General features: G+C 61.9%; 19 protein-coding genes and 1 pseudogene. 8 read left to right on the forward strand and 12 right to left on the reverse strand.

The window, feature by feature from the left end; genetic code table 11:
• Positions 1–204 precede the first annotated feature (204 nt).
• Complete coding sequence (locus L0U83_RS25540; protein WP_233886955.1) at positions 205–552, reverse strand: winged helix-turn-helix domain-containing protein; 348 nt, start codon at positions 550–552, stop codon at positions 205–207.
• A 93-nt stretch (positions 553–645) separates the two neighbouring features.
• Here L0U83_RS25540 and L0U83_RS25545 point away from each other — a divergent pair, with 93 nt between their 5' ends.
• Entirely contained in the window at positions 646–1,263 is a 618-nt protein-coding gene (locus L0U83_RS25545) for a hypothetical protein (RefSeq protein ID WP_233886956.1), read from the forward strand.
• A 52-nt stretch (positions 1,264–1,315) separates the two neighbouring features.
• Here the strand turns inward: L0U83_RS25545 and L0U83_RS25550 are convergent, their stop codons facing one another.
• The 3 genes from L0U83_RS25550 to L0U83_RS25565 all read right to left on the reverse strand — a co-directional run bounded on the left by L0U83_RS25550 (position 1,316) and on the right by L0U83_RS25565 (position 4,053).
• Positions 1,316–1,864 (reverse strand): hypothetical protein, encoded by a 549-nt coding sequence (locus tag L0U83_RS25550; RefSeq protein ID WP_233886957.1) that lies wholly within the window; start codon positions 1,862–1,864, stop codon positions 1,316–1,318.
• A 189-nt stretch (positions 1,865–2,053) separates the two neighbouring features.
• Positions 2,054–2,869: a class I SAM-dependent methyltransferase gene (locus tag L0U83_RS25555; protein ID WP_233886958.1), complete on the reverse strand. Its 816-nt coding sequence runs from the start codon at positions 2,867–2,869 to the stop codon at positions 2,054–2,056.
• A 1,025-nt stretch (positions 2,870–3,894) separates the two neighbouring features.
• Positions 3,895–4,053, reverse strand: coding sequence for a hypothetical protein (locus L0U83_RS25565; RefSeq protein WP_233886960.1), 159 nt, complete (start codon positions 4,051–4,053; stop codon positions 3,895–3,897).
• A gap of 473 nt (positions 4,054–4,526) precedes the next feature.
• Here L0U83_RS25565 and L0U83_RS25570 point away from each other — a divergent pair, with 473 nt between their 5' ends.
• A complete protein-coding gene (locus L0U83_RS25570) occupies positions 4,527–6,269 on the forward strand; it encodes a tetratricopeptide repeat protein (protein ID WP_233886961.1) in 1,743 nt (580 codons plus the stop codon).
• Positions 6,270–6,592: 323 nt separating this feature from the next.
• Here L0U83_RS25570 and L0U83_RS25575 read toward each other — a convergent pair whose 3' ends face one another.
• Positions 6,593–6,793 (reverse strand): hypothetical protein, encoded by a 201-nt coding sequence (locus L0U83_RS25575; protein ID WP_233886962.1) that lies wholly within the window; start codon positions 6,791–6,793, stop codon positions 6,593–6,595.
• A 277-nt stretch (positions 6,794–7,070) separates the two neighbouring features.
• On the opposite strand from L0U83_RS25575, the gene L0U83_RS25580 reads away from it, so the two are divergent.
• The gene (locus tag L0U83_RS25580) at positions 7,071–7,202 is read left to right on the forward strand and encodes a cupin domain-containing protein (RefSeq protein WP_373321137.1); all 132 of its coding nucleotides are present in this window, start codon (positions 7,071–7,073) and stop codon (positions 7,200–7,202) included.
• A gap of 95 nt (positions 7,203–7,297) precedes the next feature.
• On the opposite strand, the gene L0U83_RS25585 is transcribed toward L0U83_RS25580, so the two are convergent.
• Entirely contained in the window at positions 7,298–7,504 is a 207-nt protein-coding gene (locus L0U83_RS25585; protein ID WP_233886963.1) for a hypothetical protein, read from the reverse strand.
• Between the two features lie 228 nt (positions 7,505–7,732).
• On the opposite strand from L0U83_RS25585, the pseudogene L0U83_RS25590 reads away from it, so the two are divergent.
• Positions 7,733–7,861, forward strand: a pseudogene (locus L0U83_RS25590) (aldehyde dehydrogenase family protein); the annotation flags it as partial.
• A gap of 48 nt (positions 7,862–7,909) precedes the next feature.
• Here L0U83_RS25590 and L0U83_RS25595 read toward each other — a convergent pair.
• The 4 genes from L0U83_RS25595 to L0U83_RS25610 are packed head-to-tail and all read right to left on the reverse strand — an operon-like array spanning position 7,910 to position 12,793.
• The gene (locus L0U83_RS25595) at positions 7,910–9,190 is read right to left on the reverse strand and encodes an aromatic ring-hydroxylating oxygenase subunit alpha (RefSeq protein ID WP_233886964.1); all 1,281 of its coding nucleotides are present in this window, start codon (positions 9,188–9,190) and stop codon (positions 7,910–7,912) included.
• Between the two features lie 13 nt (positions 9,191–9,203).
• Positions 9,204–10,145 carry a LysR substrate-binding domain-containing protein gene (locus tag L0U83_RS25600; RefSeq protein WP_233886965.1) on the reverse strand — a complete coding sequence of 314 codons (942 nt, stop codon included), beginning with the start codon at positions 10,143–10,145 and terminating at the stop codon, positions 9,204–9,206.
• 25 nt (positions 10,146–10,170) lie between these two features.
• On the reverse strand, positions 10,171–11,313 hold the full coding sequence (locus L0U83_RS25605; protein ID WP_505882966.1) for a porin: 1,143 nt from the start codon (positions 11,311–11,313) through the stop codon (positions 10,171–10,173).
• Between the two features lie 34 nt (positions 11,314–11,347).
• The gene (locus L0U83_RS25610) at positions 11,348–12,793 is read right to left on the reverse strand and encodes a purine-cytosine permease family protein (RefSeq protein ID WP_233886967.1); all 1,446 of its coding nucleotides are present in this window, start codon (positions 12,791–12,793) and stop codon (positions 11,348–11,350) included.
• A 397-nt stretch (positions 12,794–13,190) separates the two neighbouring features.
• Between L0U83_RS25610 and L0U83_RS25615 the strand changes: the two genes are divergently transcribed.
• The 3 genes from L0U83_RS25615 (at position 13,191) to L0U83_RS25625 (ending at position 16,935) form a co-directional block, all read left to right on the forward strand.
• Positions 13,191–14,339: an aromatic ring-hydroxylating oxygenase subunit alpha gene (locus L0U83_RS25615; RefSeq protein ID WP_233886968.1), complete on the forward strand. Its 1,149-nt coding sequence runs from the start codon at positions 13,191–13,193 to the stop codon at positions 14,337–14,339.
• 12 nt (positions 14,340–14,351) lie between these two features.
• On the forward strand, positions 14,352–15,824 hold the full coding sequence (locus tag L0U83_RS25620; protein ID WP_308445074.1) for an NAD-dependent succinate-semialdehyde dehydrogenase: 1,473 nt from the start codon (positions 14,352–14,354) through the stop codon (positions 15,822–15,824).
• Between the two features lie 148 nt (positions 15,825–15,972).
• A complete protein-coding gene (locus L0U83_RS25625) occupies positions 15,973–16,935 on the forward strand; it encodes a PDR/VanB family oxidoreductase (protein WP_233886969.1) in 963 nt (320 codons plus the stop codon).
• On the opposite strand, the gene L0U83_RS25630 is transcribed toward L0U83_RS25625, so the two are convergent.
• Entirely contained in the window at positions 16,907–17,236 is a 330-nt protein-coding gene (locus L0U83_RS25630) for a hypothetical protein (RefSeq protein WP_233886970.1), read from the reverse strand. The two genes, L0U83_RS25625 and L0U83_RS25630, sit on opposite strands and share 29 nt — an antisense overlap.
• A 12-nt stretch (positions 17,237–17,248) precedes the next feature.
• Between L0U83_RS25630 and L0U83_RS25635 the strand changes: the two genes are divergently transcribed.
• The gene (locus tag L0U83_RS25635) at positions 17,249–18,328 is read left to right on the forward strand and encodes a helix-turn-helix domain-containing protein (protein ID WP_233886971.1); all 1,080 of its coding nucleotides are present in this window, start codon (positions 17,249–17,251) and stop codon (positions 18,326–18,328) included.
• 38 nt (positions 18,329–18,366) lie between these two features.
• Here L0U83_RS25635 and L0U83_RS25640 read toward each other — a convergent pair whose 3' ends face one another.
• Positions 18,367–19,446, reverse strand: a complete 1,080-nt coding sequence (locus L0U83_RS25640) for a tartrate dehydrogenase (protein ID WP_233886972.1) — start codon at positions 19,444–19,446, stop codon at positions 18,367–18,369.
• Positions 19,447–19,764: the final 318 nt, after the last annotated feature.

Genomic DNA, 19,764 nt, shown 5'->3' on the forward strand with positions numbered 1-19,764 from the left:
AGCCGTATTGAGCAATGTCGCCGATTCCCCGGGGACCTGGCGCAGTCCGGCATGGCCGTTCAGCGATTCAAATTCCAGGGCGAAAGGGTCTGGAATTCTCTGGGCCGATCATTTGCCAGAGAGAAACAGCCACGCGAAATTCTTCAGCCCGTGCCCACACGTGCGTCGCCGCGTTGAGCGCGCACCGTTACATCACCTGGAATGTCACGCACCTTTCGCGGCTTTCGCAAAGGCTTCGGCAAGCTTGTCGAAATGTTTGAGCGCGGCAGGTGTGAGGTCAATTTGTTTGCGGCGTGCGTCTTCGGTATCGCTGAGCGTGAGCCAGCCCTTTTCCCGCATCGACGTGATGCGGGCATGAAGAGTAGCGGGCGAGCCAAGCTCGCTTTGTGCCATCATGTCCCGAACCGAAAGGCGATCGCTTTTTTGCGTCGTGCGCGCAACGAATTCCAGGATCTTCTCTTCGAGCGGATCGAGCGCAGGCAGCGCAGGCAAGCCGCGCAGAGCTTCGGTGAGTTGCAGGAATCGAAGATAGATGTCAGCTGGACGTGTCATGATTTGCGCACCGTTCAGGGTGGGGTCCGCTTGGCGAATCTCCGGCTGGCTAATGCGGCGAAGTAATACGAACAGTGAGAGGATTGTACCGCCATGGGGAGCTTGCGTTTACATTTATGGTCGATAACAGGTACCGTAGCCGCGTTTCTGGCGTCGCTGTGGCTCAATCAAGCGATTTTCGCGGGGACGTCGTTTGTTCAAGGTATCAACTGGATATACCTCCCGTCAGGAGTCCGACTTCTGAGCACGTTGCTGGTTGGGTTTGACGGGTTTGTCGGGCTGCTGGTTGCTGGTCTGCTGGCGGACTTTCTCTACTGGTTCCCACACGACCCGGTTCGCGCAATCGCGGGAGCCATTCTGGGCTCGCTTGCGCCGTACCTGGTTTACAGGCTTGCACTGGAGCGCTACCACCTGCGCGCTTCGCTAGCGAATCTCACGCCAACGCGGCTTCTCGTATTGGCCGTCGCCTATTCGATTGCGAATCCGTTGCTACACCACATCTGGTTCGCACTGCAAGGCAATATGCGGAATTTTGGTGAAAGCTTCCTCACGATGTTCGCGGGAGATCTAACCGGTGCGTTGATCATGTTATATGCCATCAAGGGCATTCTCGCGCTCCTTCCGACACAGCCTAACCGTTCTCGCATGACGGATGGTATGTTCCGCGTACGCGTCGCACTGGACAGCGCCTACAACAACCAGTTGCGGTAAGGCGAAGACACGCCGCGCGGCGCCTTCGCTGATGGGCGCATCTGACTGTGCGTTAGTTGGTACGGATTGGCGCCAGCGCGCCCAGGCGATCGTGAAAGTCCAGCCAGTCAATGGCGAGCAACGGGATCGTCGGATCGCCGCGTGTGCTGTACGAGAAAAATCGCATCCAGCCGTCAATGAAGATATGCCGACCCGGGCGAAGCAGACAGGGCGGCCGTGCCATCAACGGGGGTGCAATGTTCTGCATGTGTTCGATCAGGTCTAGACGCGATCCAGTGACGCTGTCGGGCAGGACAATCCGCTCGCCCTTCTGTTTCCCAAGGTAATCCTCAACGGCCTCACATACGGATTGCGTGCATAACTCAATGAAGGACACACGGACGTCATTGAGGGTCGCGCAAGCCATTGCTTGTTCCGCTACGTCGATGCACGTGCGCCGCAGTGCCACGGACCGGGCGTAGTCAGGCAGCGCCCGGAACGTTGTCTCGCCGCTACCCAGTGCGTCTTGAAAGATCGGGTAGCACGCGAGCCATGGACCCGGAGCGCGATCAATCGGTTCGCGTGCAAAGGCCAACCGGCAGTTGCGGAAGACGCTTTTCATTCCGGCATGTCCTCTCAGGCTCATCGTTATAAAAACTATATCGATAAGATCACAAGCGCGCAAGAGTCGGACGGTCCCACGCGTGTGCATCCCCCGCTATCACTGCCTGCCAACCTGTCATGTCGCTCCTCCTGCATCCGGTAACGCGGTAGCGGGCCATCGGCAAACAGCGGCTTCCCTGGCGTAGCCCTAAGTCTTGCGTGCGAAAGCCAGGACGCAAGGCATCGGAATTCGTAATTCCCCGACGTCGTTGCGGTATGCCTGCGCGTCACGCGCGACGGCCTCTTCAATCAATGCCAGCACAGCCGGCGTCTGGGCTTTCAGCAGTGCGGCAACCCGGACGCCGCCACGTATCAGCGCGTGAAACGGCGTCTCCGGCGAATGCAAGACCATGGTCTGGTCCACCTCAGAGATTTCAGGCTGGACAAACCCGGCATCGAGCAACACGCGCCTCGATTCCTCCCAATCGCTGAACCGAAAGAAGGGCGGGCCCGGCGGCACTGGCACGTCGGTTCTCCCGTGTGCCTCGATCGCCTTCAGCACCATCCGGAAGCCAACTGCCTTTTGCGGTGTTGCCCAGACCGTAAAAGCCACTCTGCCGCCGGGATTCAGCACGCGATACGCCTCCGCGAGCGCGCGCTCGGGGCGGGAAAAATGCAACATACCGAAGCTGATGCCCACTGCGTCGAAGCTTTCGTCGGGAAAGGGCAAATCCTCCGCATCGCCGACGCGGAACTCGAGACCCGGAAAAACACGTCGCGCCTTTTCGACCATCGCGACTGAAAAGTCCACGCCAGCGACGTCCGCGCCGCGACGCATGGCAGCCGCAGCGAGATAACCTGGACCAGATGCAACGTCGAGAAAACGAGCTCCCCGCTGAATGCCGAGCGCCTCGAGCATTGCGCGGTTCGACTGTGCAGTCAGCTCCCCGAAATACGTGTGATAGGCCTGCGCGACCCGCTCCCAGCCTTCGTGCTCGAAGGTGCTGAAGTCGACCTGTGCCATGTTTGTCTCCACTCGTTAGACACCTTCGCGCGTTGGAGCACGGGCCTTCGCGCGCTTCGCCAGGGACCGGTCTGCCGATCGGACCAACCCCGACTGACACCACCAGGCAAACGACTCAGTGGCGCAACGCACCAACAAGTAGTGCCCGAGGTCGCGGAACGTACGTCTCTGGACTACTGTTGTTACGTAGCGACCTCGCTGAAATATACGCCACGGGCTGCTTTTGGCGTTACGGTTAAAGCGATTTCTCAAGTTATCGATGCAGCGCGGAAGAATTGCGTCAGACATCGGTCTGCGACCTGTTCGTGCGTGGGTATTGCGCGAATGGGCCGCGAAAGTACCGACGCACGGGAGCAGCAGATGCAACACGCAAAGGCGCAGTCACTGCGGTACCAGGTCGAAAAATGGTTTGTCCCCGGCACGCGAGTGCATGTCATCGCGTTTGGCCACGACCGCTCGGGCAGAGGCCGGTACGTCCGCGTGGAAACCCGGGAAGCGGCCGGTTTGCACGCGCTGTTCTTCTTTCAACATGACGACGGTTACTGGAACGTGTTTCCGCCATCCCGTGGTCCCGCGCGATGACGTGTGCGTGGCGCACAGGCACGCCTGGCGCTCTGCTCCGCTGGCAGGATGGAGCGCTACCTTCCAGCCAGCCTCCCTGCCCGCATGCCTCCCGGCACCGCCCCGGTGGAACCAGCATCAGCAGATGGACGTGCTCCTTCGATACAGACGAGGGGCCATGATCGATCCGCCCCGCGCCACCCATTATTTTCAACAGCGGGCCCTGCTCACAGAATAGCGCGCCAGCGCGCGAGCGCAATTTCCGCTGGTTCGGCCGTGTTCGATAGATTGGTTGAATACGCTGCGGATGTGCGCCAGATTCATTTCTGCGAAATCGTAGCCCACGATGAAGCCCCCGTTATCTGTCGACCCGCGCAACGCCCTGCTCGCCCATGGCGCCTCAAACTTGAATTCGCCAGACGGAAGCATTCGCGCATCCCAACGCGAATGCTTCGCAAAGGCATTCAGTGTCGTGAGCGGGTCCAACGACGCCACTCGTGGTGATCAAGATTGCGTAAAAGATCGGCACGCCGCTTTTCACGTCGATAGTGAGCGGCAACACCCAACGCGGCTATCACAAGCACGATCGTGCCGACAGCAATTACCAGCCAGGACTGGTCCACGTCAGCCTCCTCAGGTTCATCCAGATCGCCGCCCTCTTGAGCGGGCGGTGCACACGATGAATATAGTCCGTCTCAACAAAAGGCTATCCGTTCAAGAGCTATCCGTTCCTGGACGCCAGTCAGCGCACCCGTCCAATTGCGCGCAGGACGGCATCGCCGTGGGGCGTAACGCGTGGTTCCGGAAAGTCCAGGTCTGGTGCATCGTTCAAGATCAAACGAAGCTCGCGAAGTGAGGCGGGGGATCTCGGATACTGGCCCGATCGCAAATCGGCCGTCGCACACCGCAGGTCTGAAGATCAGGTTTGCTGGCTTCAGGATCATCACTCAAGACGGTGCGATGGGCACCATGGCCATCGAGCGACCTTCCAGCGGACTTCCTGTACCGGCGTCTGTGAGTCATCGCGCAAACCTGCACCGGGAAACAGGGACGCCATGTCGACGAAAATGCTCTAACCCTGCGGACCTGACCGGAAATGAATGCAGGCAAGATTCTTTCGTGCATCGTGATGGCCGCGCTGTCCACGGCATACGCCGCTGCGTGTGCGGCCGGTACATGTTTGCCCGCGTTTTCCGAGGTTGATGTCAAGGGTGGACTCGAAGTGCGCACCCGCTGTGCTGTGTCCGCGTCCGCGCTCACGCGCGTCACTGAACGCCTGAACCGAGCAGCGAAGAGTGACGCGCTCTCCGCCTCGCAACGTGTTGCGCTGGCGACAGCGGCCAACGTGATGCTGCACGCGGTCTTCTCGCAGACAGACCACGGCGAAGCCGAAAGCGATGCAGCATTCGTCAATCTCGAGCCGATTCTCGAAAGCCTCGCGTCGCAGATCAGGACGCGCACCGATATCGACTTCACAGCCGAAGCGTCGAACTGGAACGCACGTTATGAAGACCTGCTGCGCAGGTTGTCGATCATACGCAGCGCGGATCCCACCGAACTCCAGCTCGGTGAAGCCGCGAGGCACCTCGCTCTGGACAGCGCACATGCGCTAGTCATCCGACTCGTCGCCGAGGCTGCCGGTACCGACCAACTATCCGCTGCGCGCAACTACGAAGCGGCCAGCATCGAACTGCTTCGCTTCATGCCATGGAACGCGCTTCCCTATCTGGAGAAGGCCTACTCGCTGCAACCCGATGACAAGGACATCGCCACTGCATTCGCCGATACGCTACTCGTGCAGAACGAGCCCGTGCGCGCAGAGCCGGTGTATCGGGCGCTACTGATCCAGTATCGGGCGCTCGCGCAACAGAAGCCCGCCGCGTGGGCGCCGTTCATCGCGCGTACGTTCGGCAAGCTTGGCAACCTGTACCTGATGCGGGAGCAGCAAAAAGACGCTGAAGCCGCATGGCTGCATGCGCTCGAAATTTACTGGGCGCTCGCGCGTGTGGAACCTTCGGCCTACGGTCCCGCAGTGGCGAACGCCCTCGACAGCCTCGCAACGTTGTACCGTGACACGCAACGTCTGCAGGAAGCGGCGGACGCATGGCGCGAAGCCCTCGCCCTCGACCGCGCACTGGCCCGACAGGACCCAGCCACGTACCGGCCCGCGGTCGCGACAACGCTCAACGACCTTGGCATCCTCTACAGTGCGACACTGCATACGCGCGACGCAGAACGCGCCTATCTCGAAGCGCTCGGCATCCAGCGTGCACTTGCACACGGCAATCCCGCCGCCTGGCGTCCGGCGCTTGCGCGCACGCTGAATAACCTTGGGAACCTGTACAGCGCAAGCGAGCGGCTGCCGGATGCTGAGCATGCCTACCGGGAAGCTCTGGAGATCCGCGAACAGCTCGCCCGCGAAAGCCCCGCGCTTTACCAGCCCGACCTGGCGCGCACATTGGGCAATCTGGGCGTGCTGTACCGCCTCGAACGACAGCCGGCCAAGGCACTCCAGGCCTATCAGCAAGCGCTGCAGGTCGTTCACGCCCTCTCGCGCGATACGCCTGCCGCGTACCAGCCTGACGAGGCGAGGATACTGAACAATCTGGGCGTGCTATACAGCCGCACGGGCAGGCTGCGCGAAGCGGAGGATGCGTGGCGCCGTGCACTCGACCTGTACCGCAGACTTGCACACGACGATCCGTTGACCTGGCGGCAAGATGAAGCGCGCACCTTGCGGAATCTGGGCACGCTGCTCAGCCATACGCAACGTTCGGCTGAAGGCAACGAACTGAAACGCGAGGCCGACGAACTGAGCGATTCGGCGGCCGCGCAGTAGATCGCGACCCCAGCCCGCCGAACGCGGCCAACCGCCGCTGCCGTCGATTGCGCCCCGGACCTCAGCAATGGCCGTGATTCCGTGAGAGATCGAAAGGTGACTAGCGGTGCAGATTCAATCGGTGGATGTAGAGCAATCCGGGCTGCTTGTGCAGCGGGAACGTTGCGTCCACCCGCTGAAACTGCACCACTGCAACCGCCGGCACACAACCGGGCGTTGTCGAGTGCCAAAGCCTGGCCCGATTCGAATTTCGAGGGCGCCGTCACGTACGAACTAGCCATACCTACGGTGTCAGGCGCGCTGGACCGCGCGCCTCCTTGCTGTCAGCCGTGGTAGTAGCCGTCCGTGACGGAGTTTTGCAGCACGCCATCGACATACACGCCGACGGGGTCTCCATCAGCGGACGTGAGGAGCGAGCCGGCGGGCTGGCCGATGATTTTCATCCGGCCACCTTGAATGTTGCTCATCTCACGGTGATCAAGTTCTACAGATTTCTGGAGGTCGTTGATGGTCAGCGTGTTCATGGCGTGTCTCCTTGAACAAGAGGGTTGCAGGAACAGTCAAGCAGCCGGCTGCTTGCAGCACACTACGCAGATGTCATGCCATCCGGGCGTGTTCCACGCAAAGCGCATCGCATCGTAAATCGCGATGATGCGAGTTTGTGCGCGACCATCACTCACTTGAACGAAGTTGGAAAACTGCTGACGGGGCATGGTTTTCCGCCTCCCCCTACTCTTGGTTCAGGTCTATCTGCTTTGCTGTTGACCTGCCGTAGATTCTTCAACCGGGCTCCGCATTTGGCTGGATGGCGCCGAGAACATTCTGAAAACCGGCGACAGTATCACTTTTGAAAGTCAGCGTCCCCATGCCTGGAAGGCCGATGGAGACGAGCCGACCGTGTTGGTCTGGGTGAACACGCCGAAGAGCTTCTAGCAGCCCGTCCAGGTTTGCGCTGTTGCAAGCGGACTCTGAGGGTCCGCGTAGTTGGGTGTGTCCGGGATGCGACCGTGTCCCCGGCGAGAGGCGCGTCAAGTACTCGGGTACGGCGACCCTCGCGCGCTCCAGCCGGTCCAGCCGGTCCATTCCGCGCCGTTCGAGGCCAGCCAGATCTGTGCCAATTCGATCAGATGATCGGTGCGCAGCCACACGCCCTCCCGGGCGAATGCAAAGAGCTGGCCAGCTACGAGGAAGCACAGCAACTCGGCACGTGCTTCGACATCCAGAGGTCTCGTCACTTCCGTTTCGCCATGTAGGTCGCCCGCAGGGCCGATTGTCGGGCTGGTTTCTCCTGATGCCACAACCGTACGGCCAGATCACGTTACCGCACCGATCGGCGGATCGCATCTCGATGCGCTTGCACTAGCAGGCCCCCGGGGCCACTCTGTCCGTTGGACTCGACGGAAGATAGCTGTTTCCGGCGGACAGCGCGTGCGCAGCAAAACCGCGCGGCGGTTGCGCGCGGGCACGAGGAAACCGACGACATGAACTTCCCGTTCGGCGGCTTCAAGGAGTCCGGCAACGGACGCGAGAATTCATTGCGTGCGCTGGAGAAGTACACCGAACTCAAGTCCACCATCGTACGCTTGCGTTAACGCGATGAGTCGCGGGCCGCCGCTGGCGTGCCCGCGTCGGCGCGTCGATCAGGCGCACTCACTCGCGGCGGCGATCATCGGCTCTGCTATCGGCCGAATCGTGCGAAGCGGTGAACTCGCGCGATCGACATAAGCCGCCAGCTTTTGCGCATACCAGTCGGTGAAATTGTTCAGCATGAACTCGGAAGGCGCGTAAGGTCCCGGCCGATACGCAATCGAACTCACACCCCGCTGGTTGGTCGCCACGAGCGTGGCATCCTGGTCATTCGTCGCTCGCCAGACCTCCGTGAGCGTCTGGACGTCGTAGTCTACGCCTTCCACAGCGTCTTCGTGCACGAGCCAGGTCGTCTTGAGTTCCGTTTGCGTGGCAGAAAGCGGCAACACGCGAAAGTGGATGATGTGGTCCGAGAGAAAGTGATTCCAGTTGTTCGGAACCCTGAACATTCGCACGGAACCGATATCCGGCTCGACGAGATCGCCCAGCAGCTTCTTGCACGCAGGCCTTCCATCGGAGGTGAACGACACCGCACCACGATGGAACGGCAAGCGAATGCAGCGGAATTCCGTGCCGCCATCCGCAGGCTGATGCGGCAGATTCAGGCTGTCCCATAGCGCCGTTTTCTCGCGCATCAACGCCTGGAAATCGCGATTCGCACGCGGATCGTCGGGCAGTGCAAATTCGATCAGTGTCGCGAGCAATTCGGGATGGTTGCCCACGCAGTGATAGCACTCGCGGTTATTTTCGATCACGAGCTTCCAGTTCGCGTCCTCGACGATCGTCATCGAGCAGGCGACCTTTGTGCGCTCCGGATGATGGGGCGCGATATAAGGCGTGACCGTAGCCTTGAAGCGGGCGATATCGGGCGGCTCGCTGGCGATGCAGATATAGACCATGCCGCAGATCGTTTCGACGTGAACCGCCTGTAAACTGTGCTCGCTGCGATCAAAATCCGCAGGCATCTGGCGCGCGCTCAGCAACGAGCCGTCCAGTGCGTAGACCCACTGATGGTACGGGCACACGAGCCGTTTTGCATGCCCCGCGGCCTCGGTGCAGACAAGCGAGCCGCGATGACGGCAGGTATTGAAGAATGCGGCGACTCCACCATCTTCGCCGCGCAATACCACGACAGACGTCTTGCCGATCGAGAGCGTGATGTAGTCGCCCGGCTGCGGAATCTCCGCGACGTTGCAGGCAAAGAGCCATTCGTTCGAGAACACGGCTTCGACGTCGAGCTCATGCAACGCCGGGTCCGTATAGAACGCGCCTTCGAGGCTATAGCCTTGACGACGCCGCTCCAGTAGTTCGCGAACGCGTGCCACTCCTGTCATCGAACTCCTCCTTTCATTCAGTGTATTCGGCCATTTCCGCGCCCTCGCCAATGCGCATCTGCGCAAGCGCCTCGACAAGAAACTCCACGCACACTTTCACTCTCGCCGATTGCGCGAGTCGCTCCGGAAATACGGCCCACACGTTGGCCGGCTGCGTGACTTCGGGCAGTACACGTTGCAGGCGTCCGGCATCGAGCAAAGGCTGCACGTCCCAGACCGAACGCAACACGATGCCCCGCCCCGCGAGCGCCCATTGCACCGCCGCCTCGCCGTGATTGGTCGAGAGTGGACCGGTGACCTTCACGGTCACGGTCTCGCCCCCAGCGTCGAGCCGCCAGACGCCGAACGGATGGTCGCGCTCCTTGATCGCGAGGCAAGCGTGCGCCTCGAGATCGGCAATGCTTTTGGGCATGCCGTGGCGCGCGAGATAAGCGGACGCGGCGCACAGCACGCGATGATTCGCTGCGAGCTGTCTGGCAATCAGATGCCCCGCAATGTCGTCGCCGATCCGCACGTCGAGATCGAAGCCTTCGGCCGCGACATCCACCACGCGGTCGAACAGGTCGAGCCGTACGTTGAGCCGTGGATAGCGGTCGGACAATTCTGCGAGCGCCGGTGCAACGAACTGGCGGCCGAAGCCGAAGCTGCTGGAAACACGCAGCGTGCCGCGCGGAATGCTGCGCGTACTGGAGACGTCTTCGACGAGGTGATCCACGTCGTCGAGGATTTTTTCGGCCCATGCGAGCACGCGCTCGCCCGCCGCCGTGATGGCAACGCGGCGCGTCGAGCGGTGCAGCAGCCGGGTACCGAGGCTCGCTTCGAGCACGCCCACGCGCTTGCTCACGTAGGCAGCCGAAGCGCAAAGCGCTTCGGCTGCCGCGCTGAAGCTCGCCTTGCGAGCGACCGTGCAGAAAACGCGCAAGTCGTCGAGTTCCGGGGAAACAGGCAGATTCATGGCGTGGCGCGCGAGCGATGCGTCATTAGAAGCTATGGCGCATGCCGATGCGAACATCCGCCTGCGTCGTGGTCGAAGACGGCGTGAAGCTGTAGCCGATCACCGCATCCACCCCTTGCGACGCCGAGAGCCAGTCGCCCGAAATATAGACGTCCGTGCGCTTCGACAGCAGGTAATGCATGCCCGCCGAAAGCTGGTTCCAGTGATGGCCGTCGAAGTGCGTGTACTGGTAGCCACCGATGAGACTCATCGCGGGCGTGACCTGCCAGTTCGCGCCGCCTTCGGCGACCTGCATGTGCTCGCTCTCGCCGAACGCCTTGATTTGCGTATACGTGAAGGCGCCCATCAGCGTGACGTTGCCGATCGCGTAGCTCGCGCCCACGCCGAAGGCGCCTTGCTTGTCCACCGGGAACGGCGTATTCGCATAGAGCGAAGTGACCGCACCGGTGGCGGGATCGACGCTCACGGTCGGCCTGCCGAAGAACGAACGCACGCCAATCATGTTGTACGGGTCGAAGCCGTAAATACCCGAAGGATTATTAAGCTGGGTATAGGCCGTACCGATCGAGAAAGGGCCATGCTGGTACTGCGCGCCCACGCTCCACGCGCTGCCCGTATGGAAATCGCCCGGCGTATTGCTGAACGAGTACATGCCGCCGAACTGGAAGCCACCGTACGTGTTCGACATGAACTTCACCGCGTTCGGCAAATGATCGCCGTTCATGCGGTCGAAGTCGCCCTGGTTGATCGCGTAACCGCTTGCCCATGCGGACACGTTGTACAGGTAGACCATCTCCCGCGTCATGTCGAACTGGTTGCCGAACGTGAGTGTGCCCCAATCGCTTTGGAGACCTACGTAAGCGGTGCGACCAAAAAGCGAGCCACCGTTCGAGATCTGCCCATTAGCCAGGTGAAAGCCGCTTTCCAGCTTGAAGACGGCCTTCATCCCGCCGCCGAGGTCTTCGGTACCCATCAGGCCCCATCGGTTGGCGTACGTCACGCCGTCGTCGAATTTCACCACGTGCGAGCCGCCCGTATTGGAAACATAGGTGATGCCCGCATCGAGCACGCCGTAGAGCGTCACGCTGCTTTGCGCACGCGCGGCCATGGGGAGTGCGGCGAGCGTGAGCACAGCCGCATACATCGCGGCAAGCCGCGTTTGATTCATCGAGTTCATGTTGCTGTTTGTTCAGGAGGCGGGATCAGTTCAGGCCACGGTCGGCTTCGCGCACGAACCGGCGTTCCTTTTCGATGTCGAGCGAGCGGCACGCCCACAGGTAGACCAGCGCGGCAACCGGCAGACCCACCAGCATGGCGATATCGGTGCCTCCCAACGCCCTGGCGACCGGACCGGTGTAGATGTCCGTCTTGAAGAACGGAATCATGGCGACGAAGCCCGCCGCGTACGCGGTGAGGCCGCGCCAGTTCCAGCGACCGTAGATACCGCGCGGGTTGAAGATCTCACGCACCGAGTAGTGCGAGTGGCGCACGATGAAGAAGTCCACGAGGTTGATCGCAGTCCACGGCGTGAACAGATAGCCGAGAATGCCGAGGAAGTCGCCGAACTTGCCCATGAAGTTGTCCGACGCCGAGAACGCAAGCGACGTGGCGATCAGCGCCACTACGACGAGGCTCACGACGCGCTTCGTGGCGTTCGATTTGAGCGGCTTGAACGAGTCCGTGATGCTGAGCAGCGTGAGCGAGGCGCCATAGAAGTTCAGCCCTGTGATGGCGAGCAAGCCCAGCAGCGAGAGCAGCAGTGTGACCGTGCCGAAGCCCGGAAAAATCATGTCGCCGGCGCGCTGAACCGCGTCCGAGATCTCGATCTGCGCGTTGAGCGCCGCGGCCGCCGTGCCCACCAGCATCATCCACACGCCGCCAATGAACGCGCCAAGGAAGGTCCACCAGAAGGTGGCGCGCACGCCAGTATTGGGCGGCAAATACCGTGAGTAATCCGAAACGTAGATGGACCACGAAAGCTGATACGCCGCCGCCGAGAAGAGCTGCACGAGGAACGGCGTGGTCTTGAAGCCCGCGAGGCTGAGTTGGCCAGCGGGAAACTGCACCTTCACGCACATGCCGATGCTGAACACCGTCAGCGCGATGAGCAGCGCGAGCGCGAGCCAGCGTTGCGCCTTGTGAATCAGGTCATAGCCGAACACGGCGAGCGCGACCGAAATCACCGTGAACACGATGTAGCTCATATGCGGCTCGGTGCCGAGCAGATGATGCGCGGTCTGCCCCGCCATGAGCTGGTTGAACGAGTTGTAGCCGATATAGGTGACGAGCGCGACCACCCATACGAGCAGCGCGCCCATGTAGCCGAACTGCGGGCGCGACTGGATCATCTGCGGCAGGCCGAGCTGCGGCCCCTGGCTCGAATGGAACGCCATGAAGAACGTGCCCAACACGTTGCCGAGCACGATGGCGATCGCGCTCCACAGCAGGTTGCCGCCCATGCTGATGCCGATCGCGCCAGCGGCGATGGTCGCGAGATTGGCATCGCCCGTGAACCACACGGGCCACAGGTGCCACGCCTTACCCTTGCGTTCAGCGAGCGGCACGTAGTCGATCGAGCGTGACTCGATCCGCGATTTGGCGCGCGATGGCTCATTGGCCAACGCTTCGGCGATTGCCTCTTGGGACATGTCTCCTCCAGTTGTGGGGTGGCGAAAGCGGCCCCGCACGACGCGGTTGCGCTTTGCTCGCCGGCCCCGATACCAGGAGTTCCAGTTTCCGGACACGGCGAGTTATCCTACGGTTAACATCAAACTATCAGTTAACAATAGTACGCAGCATGGAGGGTTTCGTCGCACTATCGCATCCTCCTATTGACGCCTAACAAAAAGTCCGGCTGACTTGCCGCCGATCAACTCATACAGGGTTTGGACATGAAGAATACGCGTAACGCATGGCCATGGCTCACTTTTATGCACCACATCGAGGGATAACCCTGATCCACTGCCGCGCCGTTTTCTCCTATATTTCGTTAACCGATAGTTTTGTTGTAACTGCTAGTTAACTTTTTCCTGTGCGGCGGACCCCATGACCTACCTCCCGATCGAATTCCACAAGAAAGCTGAATCTCCCAAGCTCCCGGCCGACTTCTGCGCCAACCCGGATCTCGCCTGGACCATCCCGGCGAGCTTCTACACGTCCGAGGCTGTTTACAAGGCAGAAGAGAAGAAAATCTTCGAAGACGCGTGGATCTGCGTCGCGCACCGTAGCGAGCTGGCCGAGGCGAACGCCTACGTGACCCGCGAGGTGATCGGGGAAAGCATTCTGCTCGTGCGCGGCAAGGACAAGGTGCTGCGCGCGTTCTACAACGTGTGCCCGCACCGTGGCCACCAGCTCCTCGAAGGCAGCGGCAAGGCAAAGAACGTTATCACCTGCCCGTATCACGCCTGGGCGTTCAAGCTCGACGGCGCGCTCGCGCATGCCAACAACTGCGATCACGTCGAGTCGTTCGACAAGGAAAATTCGACGCTCGTGCCGGTGCGCGTGGAGGAATACGCGGGTTTCGTGTTCATCAATCTGAACCCGGACGCCGACTCGGTCGAGGCGCAACTGCCCGGCCTCGAAGCGAGCCTGCGCCGTGCTTGCCCCGTGATCGACGACCTCAAGCTGGCCGCACGCTTCGTGAGCGAGACGCCCGCCAACTGGAAGTCGATCGTCGATAACTACCTGGAGTGCTACCACTGCGGCCCGGCACACCCCGGCTTCTCGGACTCCGTGAAGATCGACCAGTACACGCACACGCTGCACGGCAACTGGACGGTGCAGTTCGGTCACGCGCAGTCGTCGGAGCGCTCGTTCAAGCTCGACCCTTCGGTGAAAGACCCGAGCTTCAGCGGCTACTGGGCCTGGCCGTGCACGATGTTCAACGTGCCGCCGGGCAGCGACTTCATGACGGTGATCTACGAATTCCCGGTGAGCGCCGAAGTCACGCTCCAGCACTACGACATCTACTTCCTGAACGACGAGCCGACCGAAGAGCAGCAAAAGCTGATCGAGTGGTATCGCACGGTGTTCCGTCCGGAAGACCTGCGTCTCGTGGAAAGCGTGCAGAAGGGCCTGAAGTCGCGCGGCTATCGCGGCCAGGGCCGAATCATGGTCGACAAGCAACGCAGTGGCATCAGCGAACACGGCATTGCGCACTTCCATAATCTGCTCGCGCAGCAGTACCAGGACTGACGAGAGGCTACCTTGAACGCATTGCATAACCCCAGCCTGTTCCGTGAGCAGGCTTATATCGACGGCCAGTGGCGCAACGCCGACGACGGCGCCACGCTCGACGTGTGCAACCCCGCCACGGGCGAACGGCTCGCGAGCGTGCCGAACATGGGTGCGGGCGAAGCGCGCGCGGCCATCGAGGCGGCGCACCGCGCCTTCCCGGCATGGCGCGCCACGACCGCGAAGGAGCGCGCGCGCCTGCTGCGCAACTGGTTCGAGCTCATCATGGCGAACCAGGACGCGCTCGCTGAAATCATGACGCGCGAGCAAGGCAAGCCGCTCGCGGAAGCGCGCGGCGAAATCGGCTACGCGGCATCGTTCATCGAATGGTTCGGCGAGCAGGCCAAGCGCATCGACGGCGACGTGATTCCGAGTCCGAACCCGGACCAGCGCCTCGTCGTGACGAAAGAGCCGGTGGGCGTGTGCGCCGCCATCACGCCGTGGAATTTCCCCGCGGCGATGATCACCCGCAAGGCCGCGCCCGCGCTGGCCGCCGGCTGCACCATCGTCATCAAGCCCGCCAACGAGACGCCGCTCTCCGCATTCGCGCTCGCCGCGCTCGCTGAGCAGGCCGGCATCCCGGCGGGCGTGATCAACATCGTCACCGGCAAGTCGCGCGAGATCGGCCTCGAGATGACGTCGAGCCCGCTCGTCAGGAAGCTCACGTTCACGGGCTCGACGGAAGTCGGCCGCCTGCTGATGCGCCAGTGCTCGGACACCGTCAAGAAGGTCTCGCTGGAGTTGGGCGGCAATGCGCCGTTCATCGTGTTCGAGGACGCGGATCTCGACGCCGCCATCGAAGGCGCCCTGCTCTCGAAGTACCGCAACGCGGGCCAGACCTGCGTTTGCGCGAATCGCTTCTATGTGCACGATTCCGTGTACGACGAATTCTGCCGGCGCTTCGCGGCACGCGTCGCTGCCTTCAAGGTGGACGACGGCTTTGCCGAGGGCGTGCATATCGGCCCGCTCATCACCGCAGCGGCACGCGACAAGGTCGATGGCCTCGTGCGCGATGCCGTGGCGCAAGGCGCGCGCGTGATCACGGGCGGTGCGCCGCACGCGCGCGGCGGCAACTTCTACGCCCCCACCGTGCTCGCCGACGCAAAGCCCGGCATGGCCGTGCTCTCCGAAGAGATCTTCGGACCGGTCGCGCCGATTGTGCGCTTTTCGAGCGACGCTGAAGTCGTGCAGCTCGCGAACGATTCCATCTATGGGCTCGCTGCGTACTTCTACAGCCGCGACATCGGCCGCATCTGGCGCGTGGCCGAGCAACTCGAGTACGGCATCGTCGGCATCAACACAGGGCTCATCTCCAACGAAGTCGCGCCGTTCGGCGGCGTGAAGCAGTCGGGCATCGGCCGCGAGGGCTCGAAGTACGGCATCGAAGACTATCTGTCGATCAAGTACCTCTGCATGGCCGGCGTGAATAGTCAGCCCGCGCGCTGACCGTCGCGCGGATGCGGCTCGCGCCGCATCCGCGCTTTTTCCCGAATCAAGAATCCATTGCCCGTGAGCCAAACCCCGGGCAAAAACCAGGCAACCCCGAGGCAACCCCGCGCTGCACACCACGCGGCTTGCGGTAAAGGAAGGCAACATGAACGCCCGCGAATCGATCACTGTCGACGTCGTCGCCGTCGAGCAACTCACTCCGCTCATCAAGCGCTTCACGCTCGCCCTGCCCGATGGCGCGCCGCTGCCGTCGTTCAGCGGCGGCGCCCACGTACTCGTTTCGATGCAGGACGGCGAGCAATGGCACCACAACGCGTACTCGCTCCTGAGCTCGCCGCACGACACGCGCCAGTATCAGATTGCCGTACGCCGTGAAGAAGCCTCGCGCGGCGGCTCGGCGTTCATGCACGACAAGGTGGCGGTGGGCACGCGCCTCGCCATCGGCACGCCCGCCAATCTGTTCGAGCTGGCGCGCGACGCGAAGCGGCACGTGTTTATCGCGGGCGGCATCGGTATCACGCCGTTTCTCGCGCAACTTGCCGAGCATCAGCCCGAAGATGTCGAACTCGAACTGCACTACGCGTACCGCAGCCTAGAGCACGGCGCATTCGTCGACGAACTGAAGGCCGGACCGCACGCGCAGCGCACGCAGTGCTACGTGGACAGCGAAGGCCAGCGGCTCGACCTGCTCAAGCTCTTCAAAAACCTGCCCGCCGACGCGCATGTGTATGTGTGCGGCCCCCAGGGCCTGAACGATGCCGTTTACGCGAACGCCGCGCTGCTCGGCTGGCCGAAGGCGCAACTGCACTCGGAGCAGTTCGCCGCCACGGACATTGCGGGCAACGGCTTCACGGTGGTGCTCGCGAAGTCGGGCATCGAACTCGAAGTCGGCGAGGATGAAACCATTCTCAAGGCCATCGAGCGCGCGGGCGTGACAGTGGAGTCGCTGTGCCGCGAAGGTGTGTGCGGCACCTGCGAAGTGCCGATTCTCGAAGGCGAGGCCGACCATCGCGACCAGTATCTCGACGACGATGAGAAGGCCGCGCAGAAGACCATTCTGCTGTGTGTGTCGCGCTCGCTCACGCCGCGCCTCGTGATCGATCTGTAACCAGTTTTAGCCGATCCGTTAAACTAGCAGGAGATACGCGGGCAGACGAATCGTGCGGGCCTCGCGCCTCACCCATCAGCGGCGGCATGTGCCCGGCCCGATCGGCGGCCTTGGGGCGTATGCCGCCCTTTTTCGCTTGGCCTGGCCAGATCTGCTTGATCTGCTTGATCTGCTTGATCTGCTTGATCTGCTTGATCTGCTTGATCTGCTTGATCTGCTTGATCTGCTTGATCTGCTTGATCTGCTTGATCTGATTGATCTGATTGATCCGCTCGATCCGCTTGACCGCGCGATACGTCATAGAGGGAATTGGATGTCCGAGGATACGTTCGCGTTCCGTCTGAAAGTGCTGCTCGAGCACAAGAAGCTGAGCCTGCAGCAAGTGGCCGACGCCGTCGGCATTTCACGACCCGCCGTGCACAAATGGACGCGCGGCGGCGAGATCGACTATTCGAATCTGCGCCGCCTGGCGGCCTTCCTCGACGTGAACTGGGTCTGGCTGCGCTACGGCGACGAAGCCGTGAAAGACCTCGGCATCATGGGCAATACCGAGCTGCCCATGACCGATCTGCGCCGCCGCTACACCGCCGAGATCATGTCGAACGAGGCGCGCATGAAGCAGGCGCAGGAACTGGCTGGCATCGTGACGTGGGAATGGAATCTCGTGGCCGACGAGCTGATCTATTCGAGCAACTGCGAGAAGCTCTATGGCCGCGAAATTCACAGCAACGACGAGTTCTGGGAAATCCTGCACCCGGAAGACTCGATCTGGCTGAACGCTGAAGCCATGAAAGAGCTCGTGGCGAGCAAGGCGCCGCGCGTGTGGGACTTTCGCATCATCTTGCCCGACGGGCGCATTCGCTGGATCGAATCACGCGTGGCCACGCTGCTCGACGACGCGGGTCGCCCGGTGCGCGTGATGGGCACGACCATCGACATTAGCGCGCGCAAGGAAGCCGAGTCGGCGCTGGAGCAGCACCTGCAACTGGTCAACGACGCGGCGCGCATCGCGGGTTTCGGCGTGTGGCGCTGGGAGCGCAATCAGGACGCGCTGATCGTTTCGGACGAATGGTGCCGGCTCTTTGGCGTCGATCCCGCCGCCGTGCCTCGGCACTTCGTGGAACTCTCCGGGCATATTCATCCGGAAGACCGCGCCGCGCGGGAAACCGCCATCAACGACGCACTCGCCCATCGCTCGGACTATCGCGTGCTCTATCGCGCTACGCTGCCCGACGATACCTGGCGGCTGGTGGTGGAACTGGGGCAGGCGCGCGTCTCGCCGCATGGTGACGACGTGTGGATCACGGCGCTGTGCCGCGCTGCGCAGCCCGCCGACATGGCAGCGAGCACGCAGCCCGCCGCCGAAGACGGCGCGGCCGCGGCGCAACGTTGATTGCGCGCTGCGCCGCTGTTTGAACCGCTGTTTGAACATTAAAGCGCAGCGGCCACCGCTTCACCCACTGTGGAAGTCTTTGCCGTGCCGCCCATGTCGGGCGTGCGCGGGCCTTCCACCAACACCTTCTCGATGGCCTGCATGATCGCGTCGTGCGCGGCCTTGTATTGCGCGTCGCCGTTGCCGAGGAAGTCGAGCATCATGGCGCCCGACCAGATCATCGCGATGGGGTTGGCGATCTTCTTGCCGAAGATGTCGGGTGCGGAGCCGTGCACCGGCTCGAACAGCGACGGAAACGTGCGCTCCGGGTTCAGGTTGGCGGAAGCCGCGAGACCAATCGTGCCCGTGCATGCGGGGCCGAGGTCCGAAAGAATGTCGCCGAAGAGATTCGATGCGACGACCACGTCGAAGCGATCGGGCTGCAGCACGAAACGCGCGCACAGAATATCGATGTGCTGCTTGTCCCACTTCACTTCCGGGTACGTCTGCGCCATGGCCGCCACGCGCTCGTCCCAGTACGGCATGCTGATCGAAATGCCGTTGGACTTCGTGGCAGCCGTGAGCTTTTTGCGGCCACGATTGTTCGCCAGTTCGAACGCGTACTTGAGAATGCGGTCCACGCCCTGGCGCGTGAACACCGACTCCTGCAACACGAACTCGCGCTCGGTGCCTTCGAACATCTTGCCGCCCACCGAGCTGTACTCGCCCTCGGTGTTCTCGCGCACCACGTAAAAGTCGATGTCGCCGGGCTTGCGGTTAGCGAGCGGGCATGGCACGCCGGGCAACAGACGCACCGGGCGCAGATTCACATACTGGTCGAATTCGCGGCGGAACTTCAGCAGCGAGCCCCACAGCGAAATGTGATCGGGCACCTTGTCGGGCCAGCCCACCGCGCCGAAATAGATCGCATCGAACCCCTTGAGCGTGGCGAACCAGTCGTCGGGCATCATCTTGCCGTGCTCGAGGTAGTAGTCGCAGCTTGCCCAGTCGAAATGCGTGAATTCGAGCTTCAGGCCGAACTTCGCGGCCGCCGCCTCGACGACGCGCACGCCCTCGGGCATCACTTCCTGGCCGATACCGTCGCCGGGAATCGCTGCGATTCTGAATGTCTTGCTCATTGCCTTGTTCTCCATTTGCACGGCGCGCGCCCTGATTGACCCCGCGCCCAATGAGTACAAGGATGCCTTAAATCACCGCGAAAAATAGCCTCGCACGCGTGGATACATTGAACACGAATCGTGAATAAAGCCGTGCTCCGTGTGACAATACCGCTACCCTGCGCCAAAAACGCTCCAGAATTGCTGCGGATCTACCGAGGCTCAATTCATCGCCACATCTTATTTTGTATCCCTTATTACTTTTGTATTGTCCCGAATCTCGTCGAGCGGCAGAGCCACGCTCAAGGTCCTTGATCGCCGACGCCGCGCTGGCGTCCT

This window comes from Paraburkholderia flagellata (genome assembly GCF_021390645.1).
Lineage (GTDB): Bacteria > Pseudomonadota > Gammaproteobacteria > Burkholderiales > Burkholderiaceae > Paraburkholderia > Paraburkholderia flagellata.